This window comes from Streptomyces flavusporus (assembly GCF_046267975.1).
In the GTDB taxonomy this organism is placed as follows: Bacteria; Actinomycetota; Actinomycetes; order Streptomycetales; family Streptomycetaceae; genus Streptomyces; species Streptomyces flavusporus.
Genome location: NZ_CP176503.1, coordinates 5033555 through 5056881, shown reverse-complemented (window position 1 = coordinate 5056881; position 23327 = coordinate 5033555). Strand labels below are relative to the sequence as shown.

Annotated in this window: 17 protein-coding genes and 4 pseudogenes; 10 read left to right on the top strand and 11 right to left on the bottom strand. The window is 70.2% G+C overall.

The window, feature by feature from the left end:
• Window positions 1–393 precede the first annotated feature (393 nt).
• Together serS and ACKTSN_RS23960 are read left to right on the top strand one after the other, a co-directional pair.
• The gene (gene serS / locus ACKTSN_RS23965) at window positions 394–1671 is read left to right on the top strand and encodes a serine--tRNA ligase (protein WP_224739974.1); all 1278 of its coding nucleotides are present in this window, start codon (window positions 394–396) and stop codon (window positions 1669–1671) included.
• Window positions 1668–2471 (top strand): HAD family hydrolase, encoded by an 804-nt coding sequence (locus ACKTSN_RS23960; RefSeq protein ID WP_409470991.1) that lies wholly within the window; start codon window positions 1668–1670, stop codon window positions 2469–2471. The genes serS and ACKTSN_RS23960 overlap by 4 nt, the downstream gene beginning before the upstream one ends.
• 409 nt (window positions 2472–2880) lie before the next feature.
• Here the strand turns inward: ACKTSN_RS23960 and ACKTSN_RS23955 are convergent, their stop codons facing one another.
• From ACKTSN_RS23955 to ACKTSN_RS23935, 5 genes are all read right to left on the bottom strand, one after another.
• Entirely contained in the window at window positions 2881–3147 is a 267-nt protein-coding gene (locus tag ACKTSN_RS23955) for a hypothetical protein (protein WP_409470990.1), read from the bottom strand.
• Window positions 3148–3254: 107 nt separating this feature from the next.
• Window positions 3255–3974: an ABC transporter permease subunit gene (locus ACKTSN_RS23950; RefSeq protein WP_129798780.1), complete on the bottom strand. Its 720-nt coding sequence runs from the start codon at window positions 3972–3974 to the stop codon at window positions 3255–3257.
• Between the two features lie 10 nt (window positions 3975–3984).
• Window positions 3985–4896 carry an ABC transporter ATP-binding protein gene (locus ACKTSN_RS23945; protein ID WP_409470989.1) on the bottom strand — a complete coding sequence of 304 codons (912 nt, stop codon included), beginning with the start codon at window positions 4894–4896 and terminating at the stop codon, window positions 3985–3987.
• Window positions 4893–5801 (bottom strand): ABC transporter permease, encoded by a 909-nt coding sequence (locus tag ACKTSN_RS23940; protein WP_409470988.1) that lies wholly within the window; start codon window positions 5799–5801, stop codon window positions 4893–4895. Before ACKTSN_RS23940 ends, ACKTSN_RS23945 begins: the two co-directional genes overlap by 4 nt.
• Complete coding sequence (locus tag ACKTSN_RS23935; protein ID WP_409474906.1) at window positions 5791–6762, bottom strand: ABC transporter ATP-binding protein; 972 nt, start codon at window positions 6760–6762, stop codon at window positions 5791–5793. Before ACKTSN_RS23935 ends, ACKTSN_RS23940 begins: the two co-directional genes overlap by 11 nt.
• Before the next feature lie 228 nt (window positions 6763–6990).
• On the opposite strand from ACKTSN_RS23935, the pseudogene ACKTSN_RS23930 reads away from it, so the two are divergent.
• Both ACKTSN_RS23930 and ACKTSN_RS23925 read left to right on the top strand, forming a co-directional pair.
• A pseudogene (locus ACKTSN_RS23930) lies at window positions 6991–8749 on the top strand (SDR family oxidoreductase).
• 158 nt (window positions 8750–8907) lie between these two features.
• Window positions 8908–9456: an RNA 2'-phosphotransferase gene (locus tag ACKTSN_RS23925; RefSeq protein ID WP_409470987.1), complete on the top strand. Its 549-nt coding sequence runs from the start codon at window positions 8908–8910 to the stop codon at window positions 9454–9456.
• 148 nt (window positions 9457–9604) lie between these two features.
• Here ACKTSN_RS23925 and ACKTSN_RS23920 read toward each other — a convergent pair whose 3' ends face one another.
• On the bottom strand, window positions 9605–10855 hold the full coding sequence (locus tag ACKTSN_RS23920; protein WP_409474905.1) for an RNA-guided endonuclease InsQ/TnpB family protein: 1251 nt from the start codon (window positions 10853–10855) through the stop codon (window positions 9605–9607).
• Between the two features lie 237 nt (window positions 10856–11092).
• Here ACKTSN_RS23920 and ACKTSN_RS23915 point away from each other — a divergent pair.
• Both ACKTSN_RS23915 and ACKTSN_RS23910 read left to right on the top strand, forming a co-directional pair.
• Window positions 11093–11368, top strand: a pseudogene (locus tag ACKTSN_RS23915) (LLM class flavin-dependent oxidoreductase); the annotation flags it as partial.
• 98 nt (window positions 11369–11466) lie between these two features.
• Window positions 11467–12102 carry a DUF6083 domain-containing protein gene (locus ACKTSN_RS23910; protein ID WP_409470986.1) on the top strand — a complete coding sequence of 212 codons (636 nt, stop codon included), beginning with the start codon at window positions 11467–11469 and terminating at the stop codon, window positions 12100–12102.
• An 84-nt stretch (window positions 12103–12186) separates the two neighbouring features.
• Here ACKTSN_RS23910 and ACKTSN_RS23905 read toward each other — a convergent pair whose 3' ends face one another.
• From ACKTSN_RS23905 to ACKTSN_RS23895, 3 genes are read right to left on the bottom strand one after another with little or no spacing between them, the layout of a single operon-like run.
• Window positions 12187–13089, bottom strand: a complete 903-nt coding sequence (locus ACKTSN_RS23905; protein ID WP_409470985.1) for an LLM class flavin-dependent oxidoreductase — start codon at window positions 13087–13089, stop codon at window positions 12187–12189.
• 26 nt (window positions 13090–13115) lie between these two features.
• Complete coding sequence (locus ACKTSN_RS23900) at window positions 13116–13550, bottom strand: SDR family NAD(P)-dependent oxidoreductase (protein ID WP_409470984.1); 435 nt, start codon at window positions 13548–13550, stop codon at window positions 13116–13118.
• Between the two features lie 17 nt (window positions 13551–13567).
• Window positions 13568–14053: an RrF2 family transcriptional regulator gene (locus tag ACKTSN_RS23895; RefSeq protein ID WP_409470983.1), complete on the bottom strand. Its 486-nt coding sequence runs from the start codon at window positions 14051–14053 to the stop codon at window positions 13568–13570.
• A gap of 565 nt (window positions 14054–14618) precedes the next feature.
• Between ACKTSN_RS23895 and ACKTSN_RS23890 the strand changes: the two genes are divergently transcribed.
• The 4 genes and pseudogenes from ACKTSN_RS23890 (at window position 14619) to ACKTSN_RS23875 (ending at window position 18579) form a co-directional block, all read left to right on the top strand.
• Complete coding sequence (locus ACKTSN_RS23890) at window positions 14619–15839, top strand: NAD(P)/FAD-dependent oxidoreductase (RefSeq protein WP_409470982.1); 1221 nt, start codon at window positions 14619–14621, stop codon at window positions 15837–15839.
• Window positions 15840–16412: 573 nt separating this feature from the next.
• Window positions 16413–16673 (top strand): annotated as a pseudogene (locus ACKTSN_RS23885) (RrF2 family transcriptional regulator); the annotation flags it as partial.
• A 255-nt stretch (window positions 16674–16928) separates the two neighbouring features.
• Window positions 16929–17612: pseudogene (locus ACKTSN_RS23880) on the top strand (LLM class flavin-dependent oxidoreductase); the annotation flags it as partial.
• A gap of 76 nt (window positions 17613–17688) precedes the next feature.
• The gene (locus ACKTSN_RS23875) at window positions 17689–18579 is read left to right on the top strand and encodes a Cof-type HAD-IIB family hydrolase (RefSeq protein ID WP_409470981.1); all 891 of its coding nucleotides are present in this window, start codon (window positions 17689–17691) and stop codon (window positions 18577–18579) included.
• Between the two features lie 72 nt (window positions 18580–18651).
• On the opposite strand, the gene ACKTSN_RS23870 is transcribed toward ACKTSN_RS23875, so the two are convergent.
• Window positions 18652–19710 carry a M23 family metallopeptidase gene (locus tag ACKTSN_RS23870; RefSeq protein ID WP_409470980.1) on the bottom strand — a complete coding sequence of 353 codons (1059 nt, stop codon included), beginning with the start codon at window positions 19708–19710 and terminating at the stop codon, window positions 18652–18654.
• A gap of 99 nt (window positions 19711–19809) precedes the next feature.
• Window positions 19810–23310 carry a thiol reductant ABC exporter subunit CydD gene (gene cydD / locus ACKTSN_RS23865; protein ID WP_409470979.1) on the bottom strand — a complete coding sequence of 1167 codons (3501 nt, stop codon included), beginning with the start codon at window positions 23308–23310 and terminating at the stop codon, window positions 19810–19812.
• Between the last annotated feature and the right edge of the window lie 17 nt (window positions 23311–23327).

Here is a 23327-nt window from a genome sequence, read left to right as displayed (position 1 = left end):
CCACCCGGGCGCAGGTCACCCTTCGTCCACGCTTTTCCTTCGGGCAACCCTTCGGGGCGAAGTATTTCCACTCGAAAGTGGGCGTAAGTGACGTTTACCCCGGGAATCCTGAGCTTCATCCACGAGTTCCGGAATGATCAACTCCGACATCCACAGATCTTCACACAGCCTGTGGATAACTCTTCAGAGGGTGTGGATCCCTGTGGACAACCGAACCCCCAAGTCCCGTACTTCTCAAGGAAATCCAGTCAACCGACCCTCCCTCGCATGCCTCCATCAAGGGAACCCGAAGATCATTACTGACAGCATGGCAATTTACTCACACCTGTACGTAAGCCGCATCTCGGAATAGTGAGTCGTGGGCCCTCACCCCGCACCGGTAGCCTTGACCGCGTGATTGACCTTCGCCTGCTCCGTGAGGACCCCGACCGTGTGCGCGCCTCCCAGCGCGCCCGTGGAGAGGACGTCGCGCTCGTCGACGCTCTCCTGTCTGCCGACGAGCGGCGCAGGTCGTCCGGCGTCCGCTTCGACGAACTGCGCGCCGAGCAGAAGGCGCTCGGCAAGCTGATCCCCAAGGCCACCGGGGACGAGAAGGCCGAGCTGCTGAAGAAGGCGAGCCAGCTCGCCGCCGACGTCAAGGCGGCCGACGCCGAGCGCGACGCGGCCGACGCCGAGACCCAGGAGCTCCTCCTCCGGCTGGGCAACCTCGTCCACCCGGACGTCCCCGTGGGCGGCGAGGAGGACTTCGTCACCCTGGAGACGCACGGCACGATCCGTGACTTCGGCGCCGAGGGCTTCGAGCCCAAGGACCACCTGGAGCTCGGCCAGCTGCTCGGCGCCATCGACGTCGAGCGCGGCGCGAAGGTCTCGGGCTCGCGTTTCTACTTCCTGACGGGCGTCGGCGCGCTGCTGGAGCTGGCCCTGGTGAACGCCGCGCTGGCGCAGGCCACGGCGGCCGGCTTCACGCCGATGCTGACGCCGGCGCTGGTCCGCCCGCAGGCCATGGGCGGTACGGGCTTCCTCGGCCAGGCCTCGCAGGACGTCTACCACCTGGACAGCGACGACCTGTACCTGGTCGGCACCTCCGAGGTGGCGCTAGCCGGCTACCACATGGACGAGATCCTCGACGCCGACCGCCTCCCGCTGCGCTACGCGGGCTTCTCGCCCTGCTTCCGCCGCGAGGCCGGCTCGCACGGCAAGGACACGCGGGGCATCTTCCGCGTCCACCAGTTCGACAAGGTCGAGATGTTCTCGTACGTCGCCCCCGAGGACTCACAGGCCGAGCACCAGCGCCTGCTGGAGTGGGAGAAGCAGTGGCTGACGTCGCTGGAGCTGCCGTTCCGCGTCATCGACGTCGCCTCCGGTGATCTCGGCGCCTCGGCCTCGCGCAAGTTCGACTGCGAGGCGTGGATTCCGACGCAGGGCAAGTACCGCGAGCTGACCTCGACCTCGGACTGCACCGAGTTCCAGTCCCGCCGTCTGTCGATCCGGGTCCGCGAGGACAAGAAGGTGCGGCCGCTGGCCACGCTCAACGGCACACTGTGCGCCGTACCGCGCACGATCGTGGCGATCCTGGAGAACCACCAGCAGGCCGACGGCTCGGTCCGCGTGCCCGAGGTGCTGCGTCCGTATCTGGGCGGCCGGGAGGTCCTGGAGCCGGTGGCCAAGTGACCACCGGTTTCCCCTACCGCCTCATCGCGACCGACCTCGACGGAACGCTGCTGCGCTCCGACGAGTCGGTCTCGCAGCGCACCCGTGCCGCGCTCGCCGCGGCCACCGCGGCGGGCGCCGCGCACATCGTCGTCACCGGCCGTGCGGTCCCGTGGACCCGGCACATCCTCGACGACCTCGGCTATCACGGGCTCGCGGTCTGCGGGCAGGGCGCGCAGGTCTACGACGCCGGCGAACACCGTCTGCTGACGTCGGTGACCCTGGACCGGCAACTGGCCGGGGTGGCCCTGGCCAAGATCGAGGCGGAGGTCGGTCCGCTGTATCTGGCGGCCAGCCGCGACGGGCTGGACGGCGAGGTGCTGGTCGGGCCCGGCTACTCGGTCACGGGCGCCCTTCCGGCCACTCCGTTCACCGATGTGTCCGATCTGTGGGCCGCCCCGCTGAACAAGATCTACATCCAGCATCCGACGCTGACGGACGACGAACTCGCCGAGGCGGCCCGCCGGGCCGCGGGCGGCTTCGTCACCGTCGCCATGGCCGGCCAGGGCATCGTCGAACTCCTCCCCCTCGGCCTCTCGAAGGCCACGGGGCTGTCACTGGCCGCCCGCCGCCTGGGTATGAAGGCCGCAGACACCATCGCCTTCGGCGACATGCCCAACGACATCCCGATGTTCGCCTGGGCGGCCCGGGGGGTGGCGATGGCCAACGCCCATGAGGAACTGAGGGCGGTGGCGGACGAGGTGACCTCCTCGAACGAGGAGGACGGCATCGCGGTGGTGCTGGAGCGGCTGCTGGCGTAGCTGTTCTCAGCCGGCGTAGCTGCGAGCAGTCGTGCCGCTGGGGCGGCACGGGTGGGCGCAGCGGCACCTCGTAGCGCCGAGCTGCGCATCCCGCCCCGCCCGCCCCAGCGCAGGGTGCCTCTCAAAGAGGCGACACCTGGGAAGGCGGCCCACGCAAACGCAGTGCATCCGCGTGCTCGAAGCGGCCGCCCCGGGCGCCCCCCGTGCGGAACGGGCTCGACGGAGCGTTGGGGCTACTCCGGAGCCCGCCGCGGGCTGCCCTGTCGGGAGCTGGGCGCACTGCCGTGCATGGGCATCGCCCAACTCCTCTCCCAGAACGTGGCGCCGGCTCGATCCGGCGTCGTGGACACAACCACTGTGCCGGTACGACGAGTTGGGCGCCACTGATTAAGGGCGGGCCGCACGGTGGCTACCGGCGGCGCCACCTGCGCCGACGCACCTTGCTGAAGAACCACCCCGCAGGCGGCTCGTCGGAGCGCCAGGGCTGCGGCTCGGGCTCCTCGCGGCGCCAGCGTTCGGCAAGCATCCTGGCCCGCGCGGACGGCTCAGACGTCTCGGCGGCGCGTATGAAGTCCTCGTCCAGGACGAGGTCGTCCCAGGTCTCGGACCCGGCGCCATCCCCGGCCTCGTTCCCGGACCGACCGCGACCCTCGCTCTCCGGCGTCTGCCCTGCCATCTCCGTTCCTCTCAGCCGTGCTTCCCCCGTACATTCCGCTTTGCCCAGTGTGCCCGGACAGAGGTGAAGCCCGCGTCAAGGCCGAGCCGCCGGCCGTGCGGCCCCGGTCACTCCTCCCCGGCCAGGGTCAGCGACCGCAGCTTCTGGCCGGCGTACCAGGTGGCGAGCACCGTGACCGCCACCAGCAGCACCGTCGCGGTCGGCAGCCCGACGTCGGAGGTCACCAGGTCGCCTTCGCCGACCCGGTGGGCCACCGCCAGCGACCACTGCTGGACGCTCAACGTGCGCGCCCCGGCCACCAGGGAGCCGAACAGGGCCTCCCAGACGAGCGCGTAGACGAGGCCGAAGACGACCGCGTGCCGGGACACCGTGCCGAGCAGCAGGAACAGGGCCGCGTAGGCGATGGAGGCGACCAGCGCGGCCACCGTGTAGGCGACGGCGATCTGCTGGCCGTTACCGTTCAGGATCAGGCCCGCGATGAGCGTGGGCACCGCCGAGAACACCATGGTCACGGCGATCGCGACGATCAGCTTGGTGAAGATGATCGTCGGCCGTTTCACCGGCTTGGACAGCAGGTACACCACCGAGCCGTCGTCGATCTCCGGCCCGATGGCGCCCGTGCCCGCGATGACGCCGATGATCGGCACCATCGTGGCGAGCGCCAGCCCGCCGAGCAGGTCAGCCGCGGTCTGGTCGTCCGCGCCGGCGAGGCCGCGCACCACCACGGAGATGGCGATCAGCAGCAGCGGCAGCGCGCCGAGGATCAGGGCCCGGCGTCGGCCGAGCAGGGCCCGGTAGGTGAGGCGGGCGACTGTGGGGTCGTACATCTTCGGCCTCCTACGCCGCGACCAGATACGAGAACACGGACTCGAGGGACTCGTCGGACGGCGAGACCGTCAGCAGACGGATGCCGTGGTCCCGGGCCACCCGCGGCAGCAGGGCGGTGAAACGGCCGAAGTCGACGGCCTGGATACGCAACGCGCCCTCCGTCAGGTCGACTTCGATGCCGGACGTCGACGGGTCGGCGATCAGCGCGGCCGCGAGGGCGCGGTCGTCGCTGGAGCGCACCAGGTAGCGGTGCGGCCGGTCGGTCATCAGCCGGCGGATCTTGCGGAAGTCGCCGCTGGCCGCGTGCCGTCCGGCGACGACGACCTCGATGTGCCAGGCGAGTTGCTCGACCTCTTCGAGGATGTGGGACGAGAAGAGCACCGTGCGGCCCTCGTCGCCCATCTTCCGCAGGAGGTCCATCAGCTGCATGCGCTGGCGTGGGTCCATGCCGTTGAAGGGCTCGTCCAGGAGGAGGAGTGACGGGTCGTGGACCAGGGCGGACGCCATCTTCACACGCTGGCGCATGCCCTTGGAGTACGTCTGGATCTTGCGGTCCTGGGCGTACTCCATCTCGACCGTGGCCAGGGCCTTTTGCGCCGCCTTCGCGCCCAGGCCGTGCAACTCGGCATTGGCGACGACGAATTCGCGGCCGGTGAGGAAGTCGTACATCGCCTCGCGCTCGGGGACGATGCCGATGTGCTTGTAGATCGACTCGTTGCGCCACACCTGCCGGCCGTCGAGGGTGACCGTGCCGGTGGAGGGGGCCAGGAAGCCACCCATCATGTTGATGAGGGTGGACTTTCCGGCGCCGTTCGGGCCGAGCAGGCCGGTGACGCCGGGGCCGATCGTCATGGTGATGTCGTTGACGGCGACCACGTTGCCGAACCAGCGGGAGACATGGTCGATGGAGAGCGTGGTCACAGTCCGACCTTTCGGTAGCGGCGCATCAGGAGGCCGTAGCAGGCGGCGATCAGGCCGAGGGCGACGAGGACGTAGACCACGCCCTCCCCGTTCGTCGGGCCGGCGCCTCCGGGGAACACCGAGGTCGCGCCGAGGAACGCGGACTGCACTCCGTCGATGAGCGTGATCGGCGAGAAGAGGCCGATCCAGGCGATGGATCCGGTGCTGTTCTGCACCTCGGCGATGGCCTGGAGGGTGGAGACCGCGCCGTAGGAGATGGTCAGTACGGCGATCACGGCCGCGATGCCGAAGCCGCGGCGCGGGGTGACCGCCGCGATGACCAGGCCGAGGCCGGCGAAGAGCAGCGAGAGCAGTGCCACGGAGACGAGTCCCTGTGCGAATCCCTTGGTCTGGTCGGCGAAGTCGAGCTTGGCCAGCAGAGCGCCCACATAGAGGACGAGCAGTGGGGCGGCGGTCAGGATGAACATCGCCGAGGCCAGTGCCGCGTACTTCGCGCGGACGTAGTCGGCGGTCTCGATCGGCCGTGAGAAGTACAGCGGCACGGTCTTGAAGCGCAGGTCGCGCGAGACGGACTGGGGTGCCTGTGAGGCGACGTACAGGCTGATGACGGCCTGCATGACGATCGCGTAGCGGGTGTACTCGACGGGCAGGTCGTTCGCCTTGGTGGCGACGGCGACGGCGACCATGATGGCCGCGGGCACGCACATCACCACGAACAGCAGCATCGGCAGCACCTTGGACTTCACCGAGCGGCCGAGGCCGTAGGCGCCGCGCAGGGACTGCGAGTAGAGGGAGCGGCGGGCGTAGGAGCGGCCCAGGCGCGGGCCGTCGTAGGTGCGGTAGCCGATGTTGTGGATGCGGGTCTGGTCACCCGGCGGGGACGCTACGGGGTGCTCAACTGCCATGGCCGACCGCCTCCTTCCGCTGCTCGTCGGTGTCGGTGTCGGTCGTGAAGACCTCCGAGATGTGGTGCCGGCGCTGCTCCATGCGGACCAGGCCGAGACCGAGGTCGGCGACGGTGTCCCGGACCAGGTCGTAGGTCTCCTCGCCCTGCGCGGTGAGCAGCAGGACGTGTCCGGCGCCGGGCAGGCCGCTGCCGGCGTCGACGGTCACCCCGCGCGCGTGGAGCGCTTCGCGCACCGCGCGGGTGCCGTCCGGGTGTTCGTCGGTGTCGGTGACCTCGATTGCGAGGGTCGTCGTGGTCTGGGTGAAGTCCGTGGTGGAGCTGGAGCGCAGGAGCTTGCCGCCGTCGATGACGACGACGTGGTCGCAGGTGCGTTCCAGTTCGCCCAGGAGGTGGGAGGTGACCAGAACCGAGATGCCGAAGTCGGTGTGGATGCGGCGGATCAGGCCGAGCATCTCGTCGCGGCCGACCGGGTCCAGGCCGTTGGTCGGCTCGTCCAGGAAGACCAGCTGCGGGTCGTGGACCAGGGCCTGCGCGAGCTTCACGCGCTGCTTCATACCGGTCGAGTAGCCGCCGATGGGGCGGTACCGCTCCTCGTACAGGCCGACATGGCGCAGGGTGTCCGCGGTGCGCTCACGCGCGGCGGTGGGCGGCAGGCCGGACATGCGCGCCATGTGGACGACGAACTCGGTGGCCGAGACGTCGGGCGGCAGACAGTCGTGCTCCGGCATGTACCCCACGCGCTCGCGGATGGCGGCGCCCTTGGTGGCGACGTCGAGGCCGAGCACTTCGGCACGGCCCTCGGTGGCAGGGGACAGACCCAGCAGGATCTTGATCAGTGTGGACTTGCCGGCCCCGTTGGCTCCGACGAGTCCGGTCACACCGGGCCCGACGTCCGCGGAGAGCCGGTCAAGCGCGGTCACCCTGGGGAACCGCTTGCTCAGGCTTTCGGTCGCGATCACAGTCACGTCCCAGACGGTAGTGACGCGGGCCACGCCAGTCGTCAGACCGCAGAGCCGTCTTGGAGTCACTCTCGAGTAGTACGGGACCCTGAGGATCCCCCTGAGGTCGAACGGCCACGCCTGTTGACGCGGCCTCTAACAAGTGTCAGATTCGCCGATGTCTCGTGACGAGCACGTACCTCAACCGGACGACGATGTGCCGCACGTCAGGCGCTGAGCGGAGGAGAAGTGACGGTGCTGAAGGGCGCGCGGGAGCGCCGGGTGCGTACGGGCGGGGTCGAGCTGTGCGTGGCCGAGCTGGGGGACCCGGAGCAGCCGACGGTCGTGCTCGTGCACGGCTACCCGGACAGCAAGGAGATCTGGTCCGAGGTGGCCGCCCGCCTCGCCGACCACTTCCACGTCGTGCTGTACGACGTGCGGGGCCACGGCCGGTCCACGGCGCCGCAGCCCCTGCGCGGCGGATTCACTCTGGAGAAGCTGACGGACGACTTCCTCGCCGTCGCGGACGCGGTCAGCCCGGACCGTCCGGTGCACCTCGTGGGGCACGACTGGGGCTCGGTGCAGTCCTGGGAATTCGTCACCGTTCGGCGCACCGAGGGCCGGATCGCGTCCTTCACCTCGATGTCCGGTCCTTCGCTGGACCACTACGGCCACTGGATCCAGCGGCGCGTAAAGCGCCCGACCCCGCGCCGCGTCGGCCAACTCCTGAGCCAGGGCGCCAAGTCCTGGTACGTGTACCTGCTGCACACGCCCGTGCTGCCCGAACTGGCTTGGCGAGGCCCCCTCGGCAAGCACTGGCCGCGCATCCTGGAACGCGTCGAGAAGTTCCCCGGCGGCGACTACCCGACCTCGTCGCTGCCCACCGACGCGGCGCACGGGGCGTGGCTGTACCGGGACAACGTACGGCCCCGGCTGCGCAGACCCCGCCCGGACGCGTACGCGCACGCGCCCGTGCAACTCATCACGCCCCTGAGGGACGCGTTCCTGTCCGAGAAGCTCTACGACGAACTGGAACGGTGGGCTCCTCAGTTGACCCGCCGCACGCTCCCGGCCAAGCACTGGATCCCGCGCACGCGCCCCGATCAGCTGGCCGCCTGGATCGAGGAGTTCGTGCTGGCGAACGAGTCGGGCAGGCCGGTGATCGAGGCGACCGGACGGTACGCCGACCGCTTCGGCGGTCAGCTCGTCCTGGTCACGGGGGCGGGCAGCGGCATCGGGCGGGCCACGGCGTTGGCGTTCGCCCGGTCCGGCGCGCGCGTGATCGCCGTCGACCGGGACGCGGAGGGGGGCGGCCCGTACGGCGGAGACGTCCCGCCTGATCGGGGCTCCGGCGGCCCGGGCGGAGACCGTCGACGTCTCCGACGAGCAGGCCATGGAGAAGCTCGCGGAGAAGGTCGCGGCCGAGTACGGCGTGGTGGACGTCCTGGTGAACAACGCCGGAATCGGGCTGTCCGGCCCCTTCCTCGACACCACACCGGAGGACTGGCGCAAGGTCCTCGACGTCAATCTGTGGGGCGTGATCCACGGCTGCCGGCTGTTCGGCCGGCAGATGGCCGCGCGCGGGCAGGGCGGCCACATCGTCAACGTCGCCTCAGCGGCGGCGTACCAGCCCTCCAGGGCGCTGCCCGCGTACAGCACCTCCAAGGCCGCCGTGCTGATGCTGAGCGAGTGCCTGCGCGCCGAACTCGCCGGGCAGGGCATCGGCGTCACGGCGATATGCCCCGGCTTCGTCAACACCAACATCACATCCACGGCTCGGTTCGCGGGCGTGGACGCGGAGGAGGAGAAGCGGCGCCAGAAGAGGTCCGCGCGCCTGTACGGGCTGCGGAACTACCCGCCGGAGAAGGTCGCCGACGCCATCCTGCGGGCGGTCGTCCGCAACGAGGCGGTCGTTCCGGTGACGCCCGAGGCACGCGGCGCCTATCTGCTCGCCCGGTTCATGCCTCGGGCGTTGCGGAGGATCGCACGGGTGGAACCGCCGTTGTGAGCGGGAGCCGGGCACGAGGCGCCTACACCCTGTGAGGTTCCGGGCCGGTTGTCCACAGGAGCGCCCATTCCCCTGTGGAAAACTCACGATGCTTGTGGATCAAACATCCCGAGCAAAATAATGTGCGTGATCCACGTCTCGCCCGGCACGCTGGTGGGATGGATGAAAGACGCACCGTGAAGGTGTCGAAGTACCTCTCGAAGCACCTGCGCCACCAGCCCGGACGGATCGGGCTCACTCTCGACGAGGGCGGCTGGGTCGAGATCGACACGCTGATCGCCGCGGCCGCCGCGCACGGCTTCCGGTTCACCCGGGAGGAACTCGACCACGTGGTCGCCGCCAACGACAAGAAGCGCTTCGCCATCGAAGGCACGCGGATCCGCGCCAGCCAGGGGCACAGCGTCGAGGTGGACCTCGGACTGCCCCCGGCGACCCCGCCGTCGTACCTCTACCACGGCACGGTGGCCGGCAACCTGGACGCGATCCGCGCCGACGGACTCAGGCCCATGAACCGCCACGACGTGCACCTCTCGGCCGACCGCGAGACCGCGACCCGGGTCGGCGCCCGCCGCGGCCGTCCCGTCGTGCTGTCGGTGGACACCGGCGCGATGCACCGAGACGGCCACATCTTCCGGGTCAGCGCGAACGGCGTGTGGCTGACGAAGGCCGTCCCACCGCAGTACCTGCACTTCCCCGAGCCGCACTGAACCGCGCTGGTCGCACCGATGCCCGGCGACCGCACCCACAACGAGTGGATCCCGATGACCACGCTCACCCCGCGGCTGAGCAGCCGCGCGCGTACGGTGAGCGTTTCACTTGAATCCTCCCCTCCCTGAAGGGGAGGGGATTCCTGGCTCAGGCCGCCACCTGGGCCAGCGGCCCGGGAGGTCTTACGCCCTCGGCACCAGCCGGGTTGAGACCAGCCCGGACCAGCATCACGCGGGCGGAGTTCTTGTCCCTGGGGGACACGGCTCCGCACGCGGTGCAGGTGTAGGTGCGTTCCGACAGCGGCAGTGCGTGCTTGGTTCTCGCTCCGCACGATGCGCAGTCCATGGTGGTGTGCGCGGGATGCACCAGGCGGACGTCGCGCCCGTGCTTGCGGCCCATCTCCAGCAGAGCCTTCTTGGTGGCGCCGATCGCCGCGTCGGCCGCCTTGCGCGCCATCGACGTCCTGGCGAGGAACTTCGGGCGGAAGTCCTCCACCGCGATGGCGTCGTGGTCACATACGACGCGTTTGGCCCATTTACGGCCGGTGTCCTGCCGCTGCCGGGCCACCTTCTTGTGCGCCTTCGCGCGCAGCTTCTTGGCCGCGCGGTAGCCCTTGGAGGCCGCCTGCCCCTTGGCGGGTTTGCGGCGGGCCATCATCCGGTCGTACCGCGACAGCTTCGCCTGGGCCTTCCGGCCGTGCTCGGCGTGCGGGAGGTCGTGGGCGTCGCTGGTGGTGGTTGCGGTCTCCTTCACGCCCCAGTCCACGCCGATCACCTGGCCGGTCTCCGGCAGCGGCTGGACTTCGACGGGCACGACGAAGGAGGTCCACCAGTGGCCGACGCTGTCGCAGTACACGCGCACGCTGGACGGGGCAGCGGGCAGGGCCCGCGACCACACCACGGTCAGCACGATGTTCCCGGCGAGGTGCAGGCGGCCGTCCTTCAGACGGAAGCCGCGCCGGGTGTAGTTCAGCGTCGGGTCGCTCTCGCGCTTCTTCTTCCACCCGGGCATCCCGGCCCGCTGTCTGAGGGGCAGGCGCTCCTTGATGTCCTTCTGCGCCTTGGCGCGGGCCTTGCCGAAGTCCCGGACGGTCTGCTGCTGCGGCACCGAGCTGCCCGCGCGCAGCCACGGGGTGCGCTCGCGGGCCTCGGTCAGCATCCTGTCGAGCCGGGCCGGGCCGCACGTCAGCCTGTCCTCGGGGTGCGCCGTGTTGTGCGCGTGCACGGCCTTGGACTTGGCCACGCACTCGTTCCACACCCACCGGCACCGGTCCCACTCGGCGAGCAGCGCGGCGCGGGCGGTCGACGACACGCGCAGCCGGTAGGTGTACCGGGCATGCCCGCCCTCCCCGACCTCCCTCACCACCGGCACGACATCACCCCCGCCCCGCCCGCTCATCCCGGCTTCCACGAGGAGACCGTACGTGCGACACCCGCACACCCGTACCCTCATCACGCCACAGTCACCACAACCAGCGAACACAGGCACGCGCGTTCGCTTCCCCCCGGCGGCTCCGCCGGGGTCTTGCGGGCGCTCCGCGCCCCGGGAGGCCGGACACGGCGACGCTCCGCGCCGCCGTCACGGGATGCGATTCCTCCCCGGCGTGAACGCCGGGGCATCCTCGCAAGAATCAAGGTGAAACAGCTCGGGCCGCTTAGGCTCGGTGGCATGAGCTTGCGCCTGAGCACCGTGATCCTCCCGTACCGCCGCTGGCACGAGGGAGGCCGTACGACGTGGCAGCGCGCGGAGCAGCTCGGCTTCCACGGCGCCTTCACCTACGACCACCTGTCCTGGCGCAGCTTCCGGGACGGCCCGTGGTTCGGTGCCGTGCCGACGCTGACCGCCGCAGCCGTCACCGACTGGCTGCGTCTGGGCACCTTGGTCACCTCAATCAAGGCTTTTTCGCCTATCGCAGCCTGACCAGGAGGAATCGACTCCCCCGCTGTCCTCGACCGCTTGTCGGTGGGTAGTGCGAAGATCTGCACAGCCGGTCGCCGGTGTCTCGGCGAATGTCTTGTGGGTGGGGGTTCATGATCTCGGGCAAGCGATGCGATGAGCGCGGAGCGGTCGGAACCGGCCGGCCCCGACGGAACGATCCGCATCTCGTGGTCTGCGACGACTGTTGGCCACAGGGACGTTGTGCTGTCGCAGCCAAGTTGCGCTGCGATGCCTGCGACGATCCGCGTGCCCGATGGATCGCAAGCCTTGGGATGGCTCTCTGCACCGCGTGTGAGGAGGCGGGTTCCGGCCACCCGAGTCGCGAACCGGTGCTGGTGGGCGAAGTGCTGGCGACCACGGCTGAGGCCCTGGCCTATGCGGCTCACTCGGCCACGGCCGTGCCGGACGCCAGTACATCGAGGTCGACGACGTGCGACGCATGCGCCGGAGAAGCCGAATGGTATCGGACGGTCCGAGGACGCTGGGTCATGATCGAGCCCGGTGACTGGCCAATCGGGCGCATCCCCGTCGGCAGGCGCTGGCGCGTCGCGGATGACGGCACTGCGGTCAACCTCGGCCCGGCCTCACCGTCCGACACCTGCCGGATCAGCCACTTCGACGTCTGCCCATCACGACCTGCCCCGTCGGACTCCCCTGTGCTTCTCGCCCTTTGGCGACGAAACGCTCAGCGCGTGATCCGCTCGTGAAAGCGGTCTGTCGTGGGGTGCTCAGTGACGTGACCTGATCACCTGCCTCTGACTGCCCCGGACCCATGATTCTCAGGAGATCCGTCAGGCCAGCTGCGCGACTGCCTCCGTCGCAATGCGCTCGAAGACTCCTTCGTCCGCGGCGAAGTCCGAGTCGGGGATGGGCCAGTGGATCACAATCTCGGTGAAGCCCAGTTCCTGGTGCAGGCCGGCGAAGTCCACGAACGCGTCGAGGGACTGCAACGGCCGGCCACGGTCCGGGGTGAAACCGGTGAGCAGGACCTTGTCCATGGCATCTGCGTCACGGCTGGCGTCCGCACACGCCTTGCCGAGTTTGTCCACCTGATCGCGCAGAGCCTGGCGCGACTGCTCAGGCGTACCCGACTCGTACAACTTGGGGTCGCCGGTGGTCACCCACGCCTGCCCGTACCGCGCGGCGAGCCGTAGCCCGCGCGGGCCGGTGGCAGCCACCGCGAACGGCAGCCGGGGGCGCTGCACACAGCCCGGGATGTTGCGCGCCTCGTGCGCCGAGTAGAAGTCGCCCTCGTACGACACCGCGTCCTCGGTCAACAGCCGGTCCAGCAGCGGCACGAACTCGCCGAACCGGTCGGCACGCTCCAGCGGGGACCAAGGGTCCTGCCCCAGGGCCGTGGCGTCGAAGCCGGTGCCGCCCGCGCCGATGCCCAGCGTGACCCGGCCACCGGAGATGTCGTCCAGGGAGATCAGCTCCTTGGCGAGGGTCACCGGGTGCCGGAAATTGGGCGACGTAACCAGGGTGCCCAAGCGTATACGCTCCGTGACACCCGCAGCGGCTGTCAGCGTCGGTACCGCCCCGAACCACGGCCCATCCCGGAACGAACGCCAGGAGAGATGGTCGTAGGTGTACGCGGTGTAAAACCCGAGCTCCTCCGCGCGCTGCCATGCGACACGGCCCTCTTCGTGCCAGCGGCGGTACGGGAGGATCACGGTACTCAGGCGCACACTCATGGCTCAGAGCCTACGACGCTGCTCGGTCAGCCGAAGAAAGAGCCGACCTGGGGCCGGCTCGGAGGCTGTGCAGTCGGTGTCGAGGCCGCGAGCAAGCGGCCGCCACCTCGCCGGAACCGCTCCGGCCATGAGTCACAGTCCAGAAGTCCGGCGCAGCCTGGAGCGTACGACCCCCTCACGGCCGCCGGGGCGGCAGTGCAGTGCGCTGCGGCCTTGGTCGCCGAGTACGTCGGGGTGGCCGGCAGGGGCGCGAACGCGAGCCCGGAGGAGACGTTGATGACCACCGCGTCCGCCTTGTCGACCAGCAGGGGCAGGAAGGCGAACGTCATGCGGATCGTGCCCAGCAGGTTGACGGTGACGTGGTCCTCGGCGACGGGCAGGGAGGCCGGGTCGAGGAGGTTCTCGGGCAGCATGATGCCCGCGTTGTTGATCAGGCGCCTGCGCAAAGAGTGTGCGGTCATGCCGCGCGAGAACAGGATCAGTCGCGCCCAAACGCTTGGCGAACCCGTGCCGGCACGGCGGGAGCCTGTGCGGCGGCCGCAGCCTGCACATCGGCGAGGCTCTGCTCGGCCAGCGCCTTCCGCCAGGCCGCTTCGGCTCGCCCCATGGCAACCTTCACCGCGCACGACTGGGCGAAACTGGCCTCGGGGCATCGCTCCCCGATGGTGCCGCACCGACGGATCTCAGTGCAGCGGAAGAGGGGCTCATCCCCCTCCACGGCAAGGACAACATCCAGTGCCGACATCGCCTCCAGGGGGCGGGCCAGCCGAAAGCCGCCCCGCGCACCCGGCACGGACTCCAGCAGACCGGCCTTGACCAGCAACTGCAGCTGCTTGTTCAAGTAGGACGCCGACAGGTCATGGGCAGCAGCCAGTTGCGCGGTCGTCACCGGCTCGCCGTCTCCCAGCAATGCAAGGTTGAGCAGCGTATGCATCGCCCACTCAACACCCTTACTCGTCCGCATAACTGGATACTAAGGATCCAGTTATGCGGTCCGTCAAGAAAGCTCGCGGCGTCCGCGCTCCACCCTGGCATCGCCGACCGGCCCTCCCTTGGCGCGGGCGCCGACGGCGGCGCTGGCGATCCCGGCCGGGTACTTGCCCTGGCACTGCCGGCGAAGCCCGGTGGTTAACGTCGTCCACGGTCAGCCGCGTGATCCGCACCTCGCCGTTTTACAACCTCTCCGCATCTGCTGCATGACGGGTCGTCGCGGAAGCGCGGTGCCGAAGCCGGCGCAGGCGACCGTCTGCCGCCTTTGCCGTCCGGATCGCTGAGGATGGTGGAGGAGGCGCGGTCGGGGTGCGGGCCGGCCGTCCTCACCGGCGGCCTCGTCGTCCTGAGTGCGTGGTATGCCGGGCGCGCCCTGGCCTGCCCCTGCGCAGAAACCTTGACACTAGATATCCAGGATAAATAATATCCAGAAAATCCTCGCCTGCAGCACCGTGCTGCACATGAGTCCTGTCGAAGTCGAGTGCCCGCAGTGCCGGTTCGACCGGGGTCTCGATGGCAGAGCCGGAAGGAAAATCTGGATGAAAAACATCCTGGTAATTGGTGGCGGTTTCGCCGGCGTGTGGAGCGCTGCCAGCGCCGTGCGCACCGCCCGTGAGAACGGGATCCCGGAGTCGGAGCTTCAGGTCACCCTGGTCAGCAGCGGTGACGACCTGGTGATGCGGCCGCGGCTTTACGAGGCCGATCCCGAGAAGATGCGCGTCCCGCTCGACCGGATTCTCGGGCCGGTCGGTGTCCGCCGCATCGCTGCCACAGTGACCCACATCGACACGGCCGCCCGATCGGTCACCGCCACCGGCAGGGACGGCCGGACCGACATCATCTCGTACGACCGCCTGGTCCTGGCGACCGGCAGCCAGTTGGTCCAGCCGAAGCTCCCCGGGGCCCAGCGGATGTTCAACGTCGACACGCTTTCGGCAGCCGCCGCGTTCGAGTACCACTTGCAGCGACTGCCGGAGGCAGAGCCGCGGCAGGGGCGCTTCACCGCCGTGGTGGTGGGGGCGGGATTCACCGGTGTGGAGGTCGCCACAGAAATCGGTGGTCGTCTCAAGGCGGTCGCCGACGCTTGGGGTTGCACGGATCCCGTGCGCGTCGTCCTGGTCGAACGAGCGGATGTCGTGGGCCCGGAGCTCGGGCCCGGACCGCGTCCTCACATCGAGAGTGCGCTGGAGTCCCTCGGGGTCGAGCAGCGGCTGGGCCGCACGGTGGAGTCGCTCACCGAACACGAGGTCCGCCTCTCCGACGGGGAGGTCATTCCCGCGGCAACGGTGGTGTGGACGGCAGGCATGACCGCCAGTCCGCTCACCGCGTTCATCCCCGGCGAACGCGACCGCCTGGGCCGACTGCACGTCGACGAGTTCCTGCGCGTCGTCGGCACCTCGGACGTCTACGCGGCCGGTGACACGGCAGCTGCGATGGCGGAGGAAGGCCACACCGTGACGCAGAGCTGCCAGCATGCCATGCCGCTGGGCAGGTTCGCCGGCCACAACGTTGTGGCCGATCTGCTTGGTCTGAAGCAGGTTCCCTTCGCTCCGGAACCGTACGGCACGGGCCTGGACCTGGGGCCGACCGGAGCACTTATCACCATGGGGTGGGACCGCGAGGTTCAGATGACAGGCCAGGCGGCCAAGGAGACGAAGGTCCTGATCAACACCCAGCTCATCTACCCGCCGGTTGACGATGCCGACGCCCTGCTGGCGCAGGCTGACTACGCCGCCAAACCGGTCGGCGAGGTGGTCTGACAGGGCCGGGGCATGTCACCGGCGGTCCTCGGTCGCCAGGGCCTTGAGAACTGTGAGTCGGTGGTTCCCTTCGCAGGCGGGCTCTTCTCCCGGCGCGGAGTCGATGCCCCGAGGGCCGAGCGCGCGTTGGCAGGTGGGCCGTTTCGCTCTGGAGACACCTGGTCCGGCGATGCCCTCGTCGGGGGATCAGCCTGGGAGGGCGGCCTCTGTCCGCTCTCCCGGACGATCCCTGGACCGCCGGTGAGGAGGCCATGTGCGCGGACAGGTACACGGCTGTCTCGTGCAGGGCGACTCCGGCGCCACCGCGTCATGCGGTCCACCATTCAGAGAGGGGTCGCCGCGGGGTTGAAGTGTGCGCCCGACACCGGACCCAGGAGCGCGGGCGGCATGCTGAGTCCGAAGACCGCCGCGGTCGAGTTGGCGAGCAGCGCAGACCAACGTCCTGGGTCAGTTCGGCGGCCTGGATGTGGGGCCCACCATGATGCGACCAGGGGCCGTCCGGCCAAACTCGGTCACTTCCTGTCCGAGAAATATTCGGACAGGAAGTGACCGAGTAAAGGGGTGGATGAAGCAATGAAGACGTCCAACGGCGTCGAGTGGGCGCTGCACTGCTGCGTTGCCCTCACCACGAGCAGCAGACCCGTCCCAGCGGTCAGACTCGCGGAACTGCACGACGTCTCCGGCAGCTACCTCGCCAAACAGCTCCAGTCCCTCGCCCGCGTCGGCCTCATCCACTCCGTGCAGGGCAAGTCCGGCGGCTACGCACTGACCCGCGCCCCGGAGAGCATCGCCCTGCTCGACGTGGTCGAGGCCATCGACGGGACGACCCCCGCCTAAGTGTGCACCGAATCACGGTACTGGTGGACACCAAGAACGCCATCAAGGATTCGGTGGACGTCCTCGGAGCTCAACTGGACACAAGCCATCAGCAGCTGAGCCAGCAGGTATCCGATGCCGTATCACTCATCCGGCAGGACCACAGCGAGACCCGTGACCGGGCCGGCACTGCCTCCTCCCAAGCCTCCCAGGCGGCTGTGGAGGTTGCGGCGCTGAAGCGGGAGGTCAATGCGCTCCGCAGGACGATCGAGGACCTCACCGAACTTCCGCCACCCGGTGACCCTCGCCAAGGAGCTGATCTCCCTGGACGACATCTCCGGTGGCCGGGTCACGCTGGGCATCGGCGCGGGCGGCACCGGCTTCGACGCCACGGCCCTGGGGCAGGACCCTTGGTCCCCGCTGGAGCGTGCCGACCGGTTCGGCGAGTTCGTGCCGCTGCTGGACCGGCTGTTGACCGAGGACGCGGTGTCGTACGAGGGCGACTTCTACTCGGCGCACGAGGCGCGCAACATCCCGGGCTGTGTGCAGCGCCCCCGGCTGCCGTTCGCGGTGGCTGCCACCGGCCCGCGCGGGCTACGGCTCGCCGCGCGGTACGGGCAGGCGTGGGTGACCACCGGCGACCCCAAGTTGTACGAGTCGGGCACGCCTGAGCAGTCGCGCCAGGCTCTGCGCGATCAGGTGGACAAACTCGGCAAGGCGTGTGCGGACGCCAGCCGTGACGCAGATGCCATGGACAAGGTCCTGCTCACCGGTTTCACCCCGGACCGTGGCCAGCCATTGCAATCCCTCGACGCGTTCGTGGACTTCGCAGGACGGCACCAGGAACTGGGCTTCACCGAGATCGTGATCCACTGGCCCATCCCCGACTCGGACTTCGCCGCAGAGGACAAGGTCTTCGAGCAGATCGCCATGGAGGCACCGGCTCAGCTGGGCTGAGCCCGCCGATCGCAACGACACAGGTGAGGGCGGTATCCACTCACCTGCGCGGACTCCTGCACGCCAGTGCGGGCATATGCGCGAGAATGGCGCGGTGACCTCAGCGACTCGACAGCCCGAGACCCCGGCCTCCCCCATGGTTCCGCCCCGGCTGATCGCCACCGACCTCGACGGCACGCTGCTGCGGGACGACAAGTCGGTGTCGCCGCGCACGGTCGCCGCCCTCGCGGCCGCCGAGGACGCGGGCATCGAGGTCTTCTTCGTCACCGGCCGCCCGGCCCGTTGGATGGACGTCGTCAGCGACCATGTCCATGGTCATGGCCTGGCGATCTGCGGCAACGGTGCCGCGGTGGTCGACCTGCACGGCGGCCCCGGCACCCACCGGTTCGTGAAGGTCCGGGAGCTTGCACGGGAGAACGCCCTGGACGCCGTACGGCTGCTGCGCGACGCGGCCCCGGGCACGGTGTACGCCGTCGAGCAGACATACGGCTTCTACCAGGAGCCCGCCTATCCGAAGCTGCACATGGAGACGCCGGACATGCTCGCTCCGGCCGAGCAGCTCCTGGCGCCCGACGCGTCCGGCGCCGACGAGCCGGTGCTCAAGATCCTCGCCTATCACCCCGAGATCGACCCGGACGCCTTCCTCACCCTCGCCCGGCTCGCCATCGGCGATCGCGCCAATGTCACCCGCTCCAGTCCCAGCGCCCTGCTGGAGATCAGTGGGCCGGGTGTCTCCAAGGCCAGCACACTCGCCTTGTGCTGTGCCGAGCGTGGCATCTCGCACGAGGAGGTCGTCGCCTTCGGTGACATGCCCAACGACGTCGAGATGCTCACATGGGCGGGCCAGTCGTACGCCATGGGCAACGCGCACCCGGACGTGATTGCCGCGGCCTCGGGGCGGACGGTCGCGAACAACGAGGACGGGGTCGCGGTCGTGATCGAGCGGATGCTGGCGGAGCGGGTGTAGCAGTCGTTCCCGTACGCGCAACCAGCTGCCTCGTGACGCTCTGCGGCGCGGACGGGCGACCACGCCACCGGGTCACAGATTCACACCCCGTGCGGCCAGCCAAGGCACCGGATCCACCCCCGAACCCAGCTCGGGGGCGACCCGCACCTCGAAGTGCAGGTGCGGGCCGGTCGAGTTGCCGGTGTCGCCCGACTGCCCGACCCACTGCCCCGGCAGCACGCGATCCCCCTGGTCGACGGCGACCGAGGCGAGATGCGCGTACTGCGTGTAGTAGCCGCCGCGGTGCTCGACCACGATCTCGATGCCGAAGGCGCCCCCGCACGACACCCTCACGACCCTGCCCTCACCGACCGCCCGCACCGGCGTACCGATCGGCACCGCGAAGTCCTGCCCTGTGTGCCGGTTCGCCCATCGCGCACCACCCGTGCCGAACCCGGCGGACAACACGTACTTCTCCACCGGTGCGACCCAGTCGCGGGTGAAGGACAGCTTCGGCTGGTCGAGCCGCACCGCACCACGGCAGATGCCCGCCATGGCGGAGGCGTTCGCCTGCCCCTGCAGCCGCCACCGCGCCTCTTCGAGCTTCTGCTCGATGCTCTTCTTCAACTTGGCTAGTTCAGCGTTCCGTTTCTCCAGGTCCTGCCACGCCGCCGCAGCCCTCGCCTCGTCCGCCGCGAGCCGGATCTCCGCGCGGCGGCTCTTGTCGATCGCGTTGTCGACGACGAGATCCGCCTTCCTCACGGCATGCTCACGCTCCATCAGTTTTTCCGGGTCGTCCGCGAGGATCATGCGCGCGGTGAGGGGAAGGTCCCCGCCGGTGCGGTACTGGGCGCGCGCGAGTCGACCCAGGTCCTCGCGCAGCACTACGATCTCCCGCCGCTCACGGTCGAGGAGCCCTTCGAGCCGCCGGGCCCGCGCCCGCTGCACCCTCGCCTCCCGCCACCCCTCCTCGTACTGCTGCGTGGCCACGGCCGCGTCCTCGTACAGCTGCGCCACCTCGGTGCCGACGCCGACGTCCCCGCGGCCGTCCTCCGGGCTGCGCCGGGACTCCTCGGCGGGCCGGGCCGCGAGCAAGGCGAAAGCGCAGAGCAGCACCGAAACAAGCAGCGGACAGCGGCGAGATGAACGCATGACAGCGATCGTGGCCCGCGCGGGCAGCCCGATCCCGTTCCAGTCGTACGCATGGCGCGCAAACGCCTACGGATGGAGCAGCGCAAATATGGCGAATGGCTACAGGATCGACGCTGCTTCGGTCAGCTCCGACTGCGCCTCTCGCGTCGCCATCGCCCGCAGCGGCCCGTCCACGGCGACCAGCTCCGCGTAGGCACCGCGCTGCACCACCCGTCCATCGTCGAGCACGATCACCTCGTCCACGGTCTCCAGCCCGGCCAGCCGGTGCGTGATGAGCAGCGTCGTACGGCCCTCGGTGGCGGCCAGCAGATCGGCGGTGAGCGCGTCCGCCGTCGGCAGGTCGAGGTGCTCGGCGGGCTCGTCGAGAACGAGGACGGGGAAGTCCGCCAGCAGCGCCCGGGCCAGCGCGAGCCGCTGCCGCTGCCCGCCGGACAGCCACGCCCCGTACTCACCGACCAGCGTGTCGAGCCCCTCGGGCAGTGCGTCGGCCCAGTCGAGCAAGCGGGCCCGCGCGAGCGCGTCACGCAGCTCGCCCTCGGTCGCGTCCCGCTTCGCGAGGAGCAGGTTCTCCCGCACCGAGCTGTCGAAGAGGTGCGCGTCCTGCGCGCACAGTCCGACGAGCCGCCGTACGTCGTCGCTGTCCAGGGAGTACGCGTCCACGCCGGCCAGCGTGTACGAGCCTGCGTGCGCGTCCAGGAACCGCAGCAGTACCTGCGCCAGCGTCGTCTTGCCGGCCCCGGACGGGCCGACCACCGCGATGCGGCGGCCCTTGTCGAGCGTCAGGTCGAGCCCCGCGAGTGCGTTCCGGTCCTGTCCCGCGTGCCGGGCGGCCAGGCCCTTGAGGACGAGCGGGAACGGCGATACGGGCGCCTGCCGGGGCTGCTCCGGTTCGCGTACGGGCTCGGGGGCGTCCAGCACCTCGTGGACACGCTCGGCGCTCCTGCACACCCGCTGCCGGAACTGCACCGCGAGCGGCATCCCGAGCACGGCCTCGAAGGCCGCCAGCGGGGTGAGGACGACCACGGCCAGCGCCACGCCGCTCAGCCGTGCGTCGGCGACCGCCTGGATGCCCACCAGGGCGGCTCCGGCGACGGTCAGGCCGGAGATCAGCGCGGTGAGTCCGTCGCCCAGGGCGGTGGCGGTGGCGGCGCGCGAGGCGATCCGGGTGAGTGTCGCGTCGGCCCGCCGGGTCTCGGCGGTACGGGCGGGCAGCGCCCCGGCGACGGTGAGCTCCGCGGTGCCGGTGAGCAGATCGGCCACGCGGGTCGCGAGTACCCCTCGGGCGGGGGCCAGCCTGCGCTCCGCCCGCCGCGCCACCGCGCCGGTGACCAGCGGGACGCCGGCCCCGGCCGCGAGCAGCCCGACGGCGAGCACGGCCCCGGCCTCGGGCAGCAGCCAGGCGGTGAAGCCGACGGAGGCCGCGGAGACGGCGACCGCGGCGCCGGCCGGGAGCAGCCACCGCAGCCAGTAGTCCTGCAGGGCGTCCACATCGGACACGAGCCGTGACAGCAGGTCACCCCGTCGGGCCCGGCGCAACCCGGCGGGCGCAAGCCGCTCCAGTCGGCGGTACACGGCGACCCGGGTGTCGGCCAGCATCCGCAGCACGGCGTCGTGCGACACGAGCCGCTCCGCGTACCGGAACACCGCCCGACCGATCCCGAAGGCCCGCGTGGCCGTCACGGCAACCATCAGATACAGCACGGGCGGCTGCTGCGAGGCTCGGGAGATGAGCCATCCGGACGTGGCCATCAGCCCGACGGCGCTGCCCAGCGCGAGGCTGCCGAGCAGCAGGGCGAGTCCGAGTCGGCCGCGCCGGGCCCCGGACATGGCCCGGACGCGGGCGAGTACGCCGCCGCTGTGCGCCGCAGGTTCGGACGCGGGCTCCTCCTGCGCGGCCTCGGGTGCCGGGGCGGACTCGATCGGACGCGCCGCGGACGCCCGGGGCCCGGTTTCCACGCGCGAGGCGAGGGCGGGCTCCTCGAGCCGCACCACCCGGTCCGCCACGTCCAGCAGCGCCGGCCGGTGCACCACCAGCAGAACGGTCCGGCCTGCCGCCAGTCGCCGCACCGCCTCGACCACCTCGGCCTCGGTCGCTCCGTCGAGCGCGGCGGTCGGTTCGTCGAGCAGCAGCACAGGCCGGTCGGCGAGGAAGGCCCGCGCCAGCGCGAGCCGCTGCCGCTGCCCGGCGGACAGCCCGGCCCCGTCCTCGCCCAGCACGGTCTCGACACCCTGGGGGAGGGCGTCCACGAACGTGAGCGCTCCCGCGTCCTGAAGCGCCTGCCGTACCGCTGCGTCGTCCGCGTCGGGACGGGCGAGCCGTACGTTCTCGGCGATCGTCCCGGCGTACAGGTGCGGCCGCTGCGGCACCCAGGCGATGCGCGACCGCCACTGCTCCAGGTCGGCCTCGGTGAGATCGACTCCCCCGATCCGCACCCGGCCCTCGGTCGGCCGCACGAACCCCAGCAGTACGTTCAGCAGCGTCGACTTGCCCACGCCGCTCGGCCCGACGAGCGCGACGGTCTCCCCGGGCTCGACGGTGAAGGTCGCATCGGACACGGCCTCGGCGGTGCGGCCCGGATAGCGGACCGTCACGCCCTCGAAGGCCGCCGCGCCCGCCGGCACGGCCCTGGTTCCCGACGCCGGTACCGGAGTCTCCAGAACCGAGAAGATCTCCTCGGCCGCGGCCAGCCCCTCGGCCGCTGCGTGGTACTGCGCGCCCACCTGCCGCAACGGCAGATACGCCTCCGGCGCGAGGATCAGGATGACCAGCCCGATGTACAGATCCATGTCGCCGTGCACGAGCCGCATGCCGATGGTCACGGCGACCAGCGCGACCGAGATCGTGGCGAGCAACTCCAGCGCGAACGACGACAGGAACGCGATCCGCAGCGTTCGCATCGTCGCCTGCCGGTACTCGCCGGTGATACGCCGGATCGACTCGGCCTGCGCCTTGGCCCTTCCGAACACCTTCAGGGTCGGAAGCCCGGCGACCACGTCCAGGAAGTGCCCGGACAACCGGGACAGCAGCCGCCACTGACGGTCCATCCGGGACTGGGTGGCCCAGCCGATCAGCATCATGAAAACGGGGATGAGCGGCAGCGTGCCGACGATGATGGCGGCGGAGACCCAGTCCTCGGTGACGATCCGGGCGAGCACCGCCACGGGAACGACCACCGCGAGCCCCAACTGCGGCAGATAGCGCGAGAAGTAGTCGTCGAGGGCGTCGACTCCGCGCGTGGCGAGGGCAACCAGCGATCCAGTGCGCTGCCCGCTCAGCCATCCGGGCCCCAGTTGGGCGGAGCGCTCCAGCAGCCGCCCCCGAAGCTCCGACTTCACCGCCGCGCTCGCCCGGTGTGCGGCGAGCTCCGTGAGCCAGGAGACCAGCGCGCGGCCACAGGCGACGGCCACCAACAGCAGCAGGGGAGTGCGCAGTTCGGCGGTTGACATCCCGTGCTGGAACGCGCCGACCACCGTCTCGGCGATCAGCATCGCCTGCGCGATGACCAACCCGGCACCGACGGCACCCAGGCCGACGACCGCCACCAGGAAGAACCGGGTGGCGCGGGCGTATCGGAGCAGTCGCGGGTCGATCGGTTTCACGTGAAACACACCCTCTT

Coding starts and splice junctions, on each gene's coding strand:
- ACKTSN_RS23955 (WP_409470990.1), bottom strand. CDS start 3,147: ATGGCAGGGCAGACGCCGGAGAGCGAGGGTCGCGGTCGGTCCGGGAAC.
- ACKTSN_RS23950 (WP_129798780.1), bottom strand. CDS start 3,974: ATGTACGACCCCACAGTCGCCCGCCTCACCTACCGGGCCCTGCTCGGC.
- ACKTSN_RS23940 (WP_409470988.1), bottom strand. CDS start 5,801: ATGGCAGTTGAGCACCCCGTAGCGTCCCCGCCGGGTGACCAGACCCGC.
- ACKTSN_RS23925 (WP_409470987.1), top strand. CDS start 8,908: ATGGATGAAAGACGCACCGTGAAGGTGTCGAAGTACCTCTCGAAGCAC.
- ACKTSN_RS23920 (WP_409474905.1), bottom strand. CDS start 10,855: ATGAGCGGGCGGGGCGGGGGTGATGTCGTGCCGGTGGTGAGGGAGGTC.
- ACKTSN_RS23910 (WP_409470986.1), top strand. CDS start 11,467: ATGTCTTGTGGGTGGGGGTTCATGATCTCGGGCAAGCGATGCGATGAG.
- ACKTSN_RS23905 (WP_409470985.1), bottom strand. CDS start 13,089: ATGAGTGTGCGCCTGAGTACCGTGATCCTCCCGTACCGCCGCTGGCAC.
- ACKTSN_RS23900 (WP_409470984.1), bottom strand. CDS start 13,550: ATGACCGCACACTCTTTGCGCAGGCGCCTGATCAACAACGCGGGCATC.
- ACKTSN_RS23895 (WP_409470983.1), bottom strand. CDS start 14,053: ATGCGGACGAGTAAGGGTGTTGAGTGGGCGATGCATACGCTGCTCAAC.
- ACKTSN_RS23890 (WP_409470982.1), top strand. CDS start 14,619: ATGAAAAACATCCTGGTAATTGGTGGCGGTTTCGCCGGCGTGTGGAGC.
- ACKTSN_RS23875 (WP_409470981.1), top strand. CDS start 17,689: ATGCGCGAGAATGGCGCGGTGACCTCAGCGACTCGACAGCCCGAGACC.
- ACKTSN_RS23870 (WP_409470980.1), bottom strand. CDS start 19,710: ATGCGTTCATCTCGCCGCTGTCCGCTGCTTGTTTCGGTGCTGCTCTGC.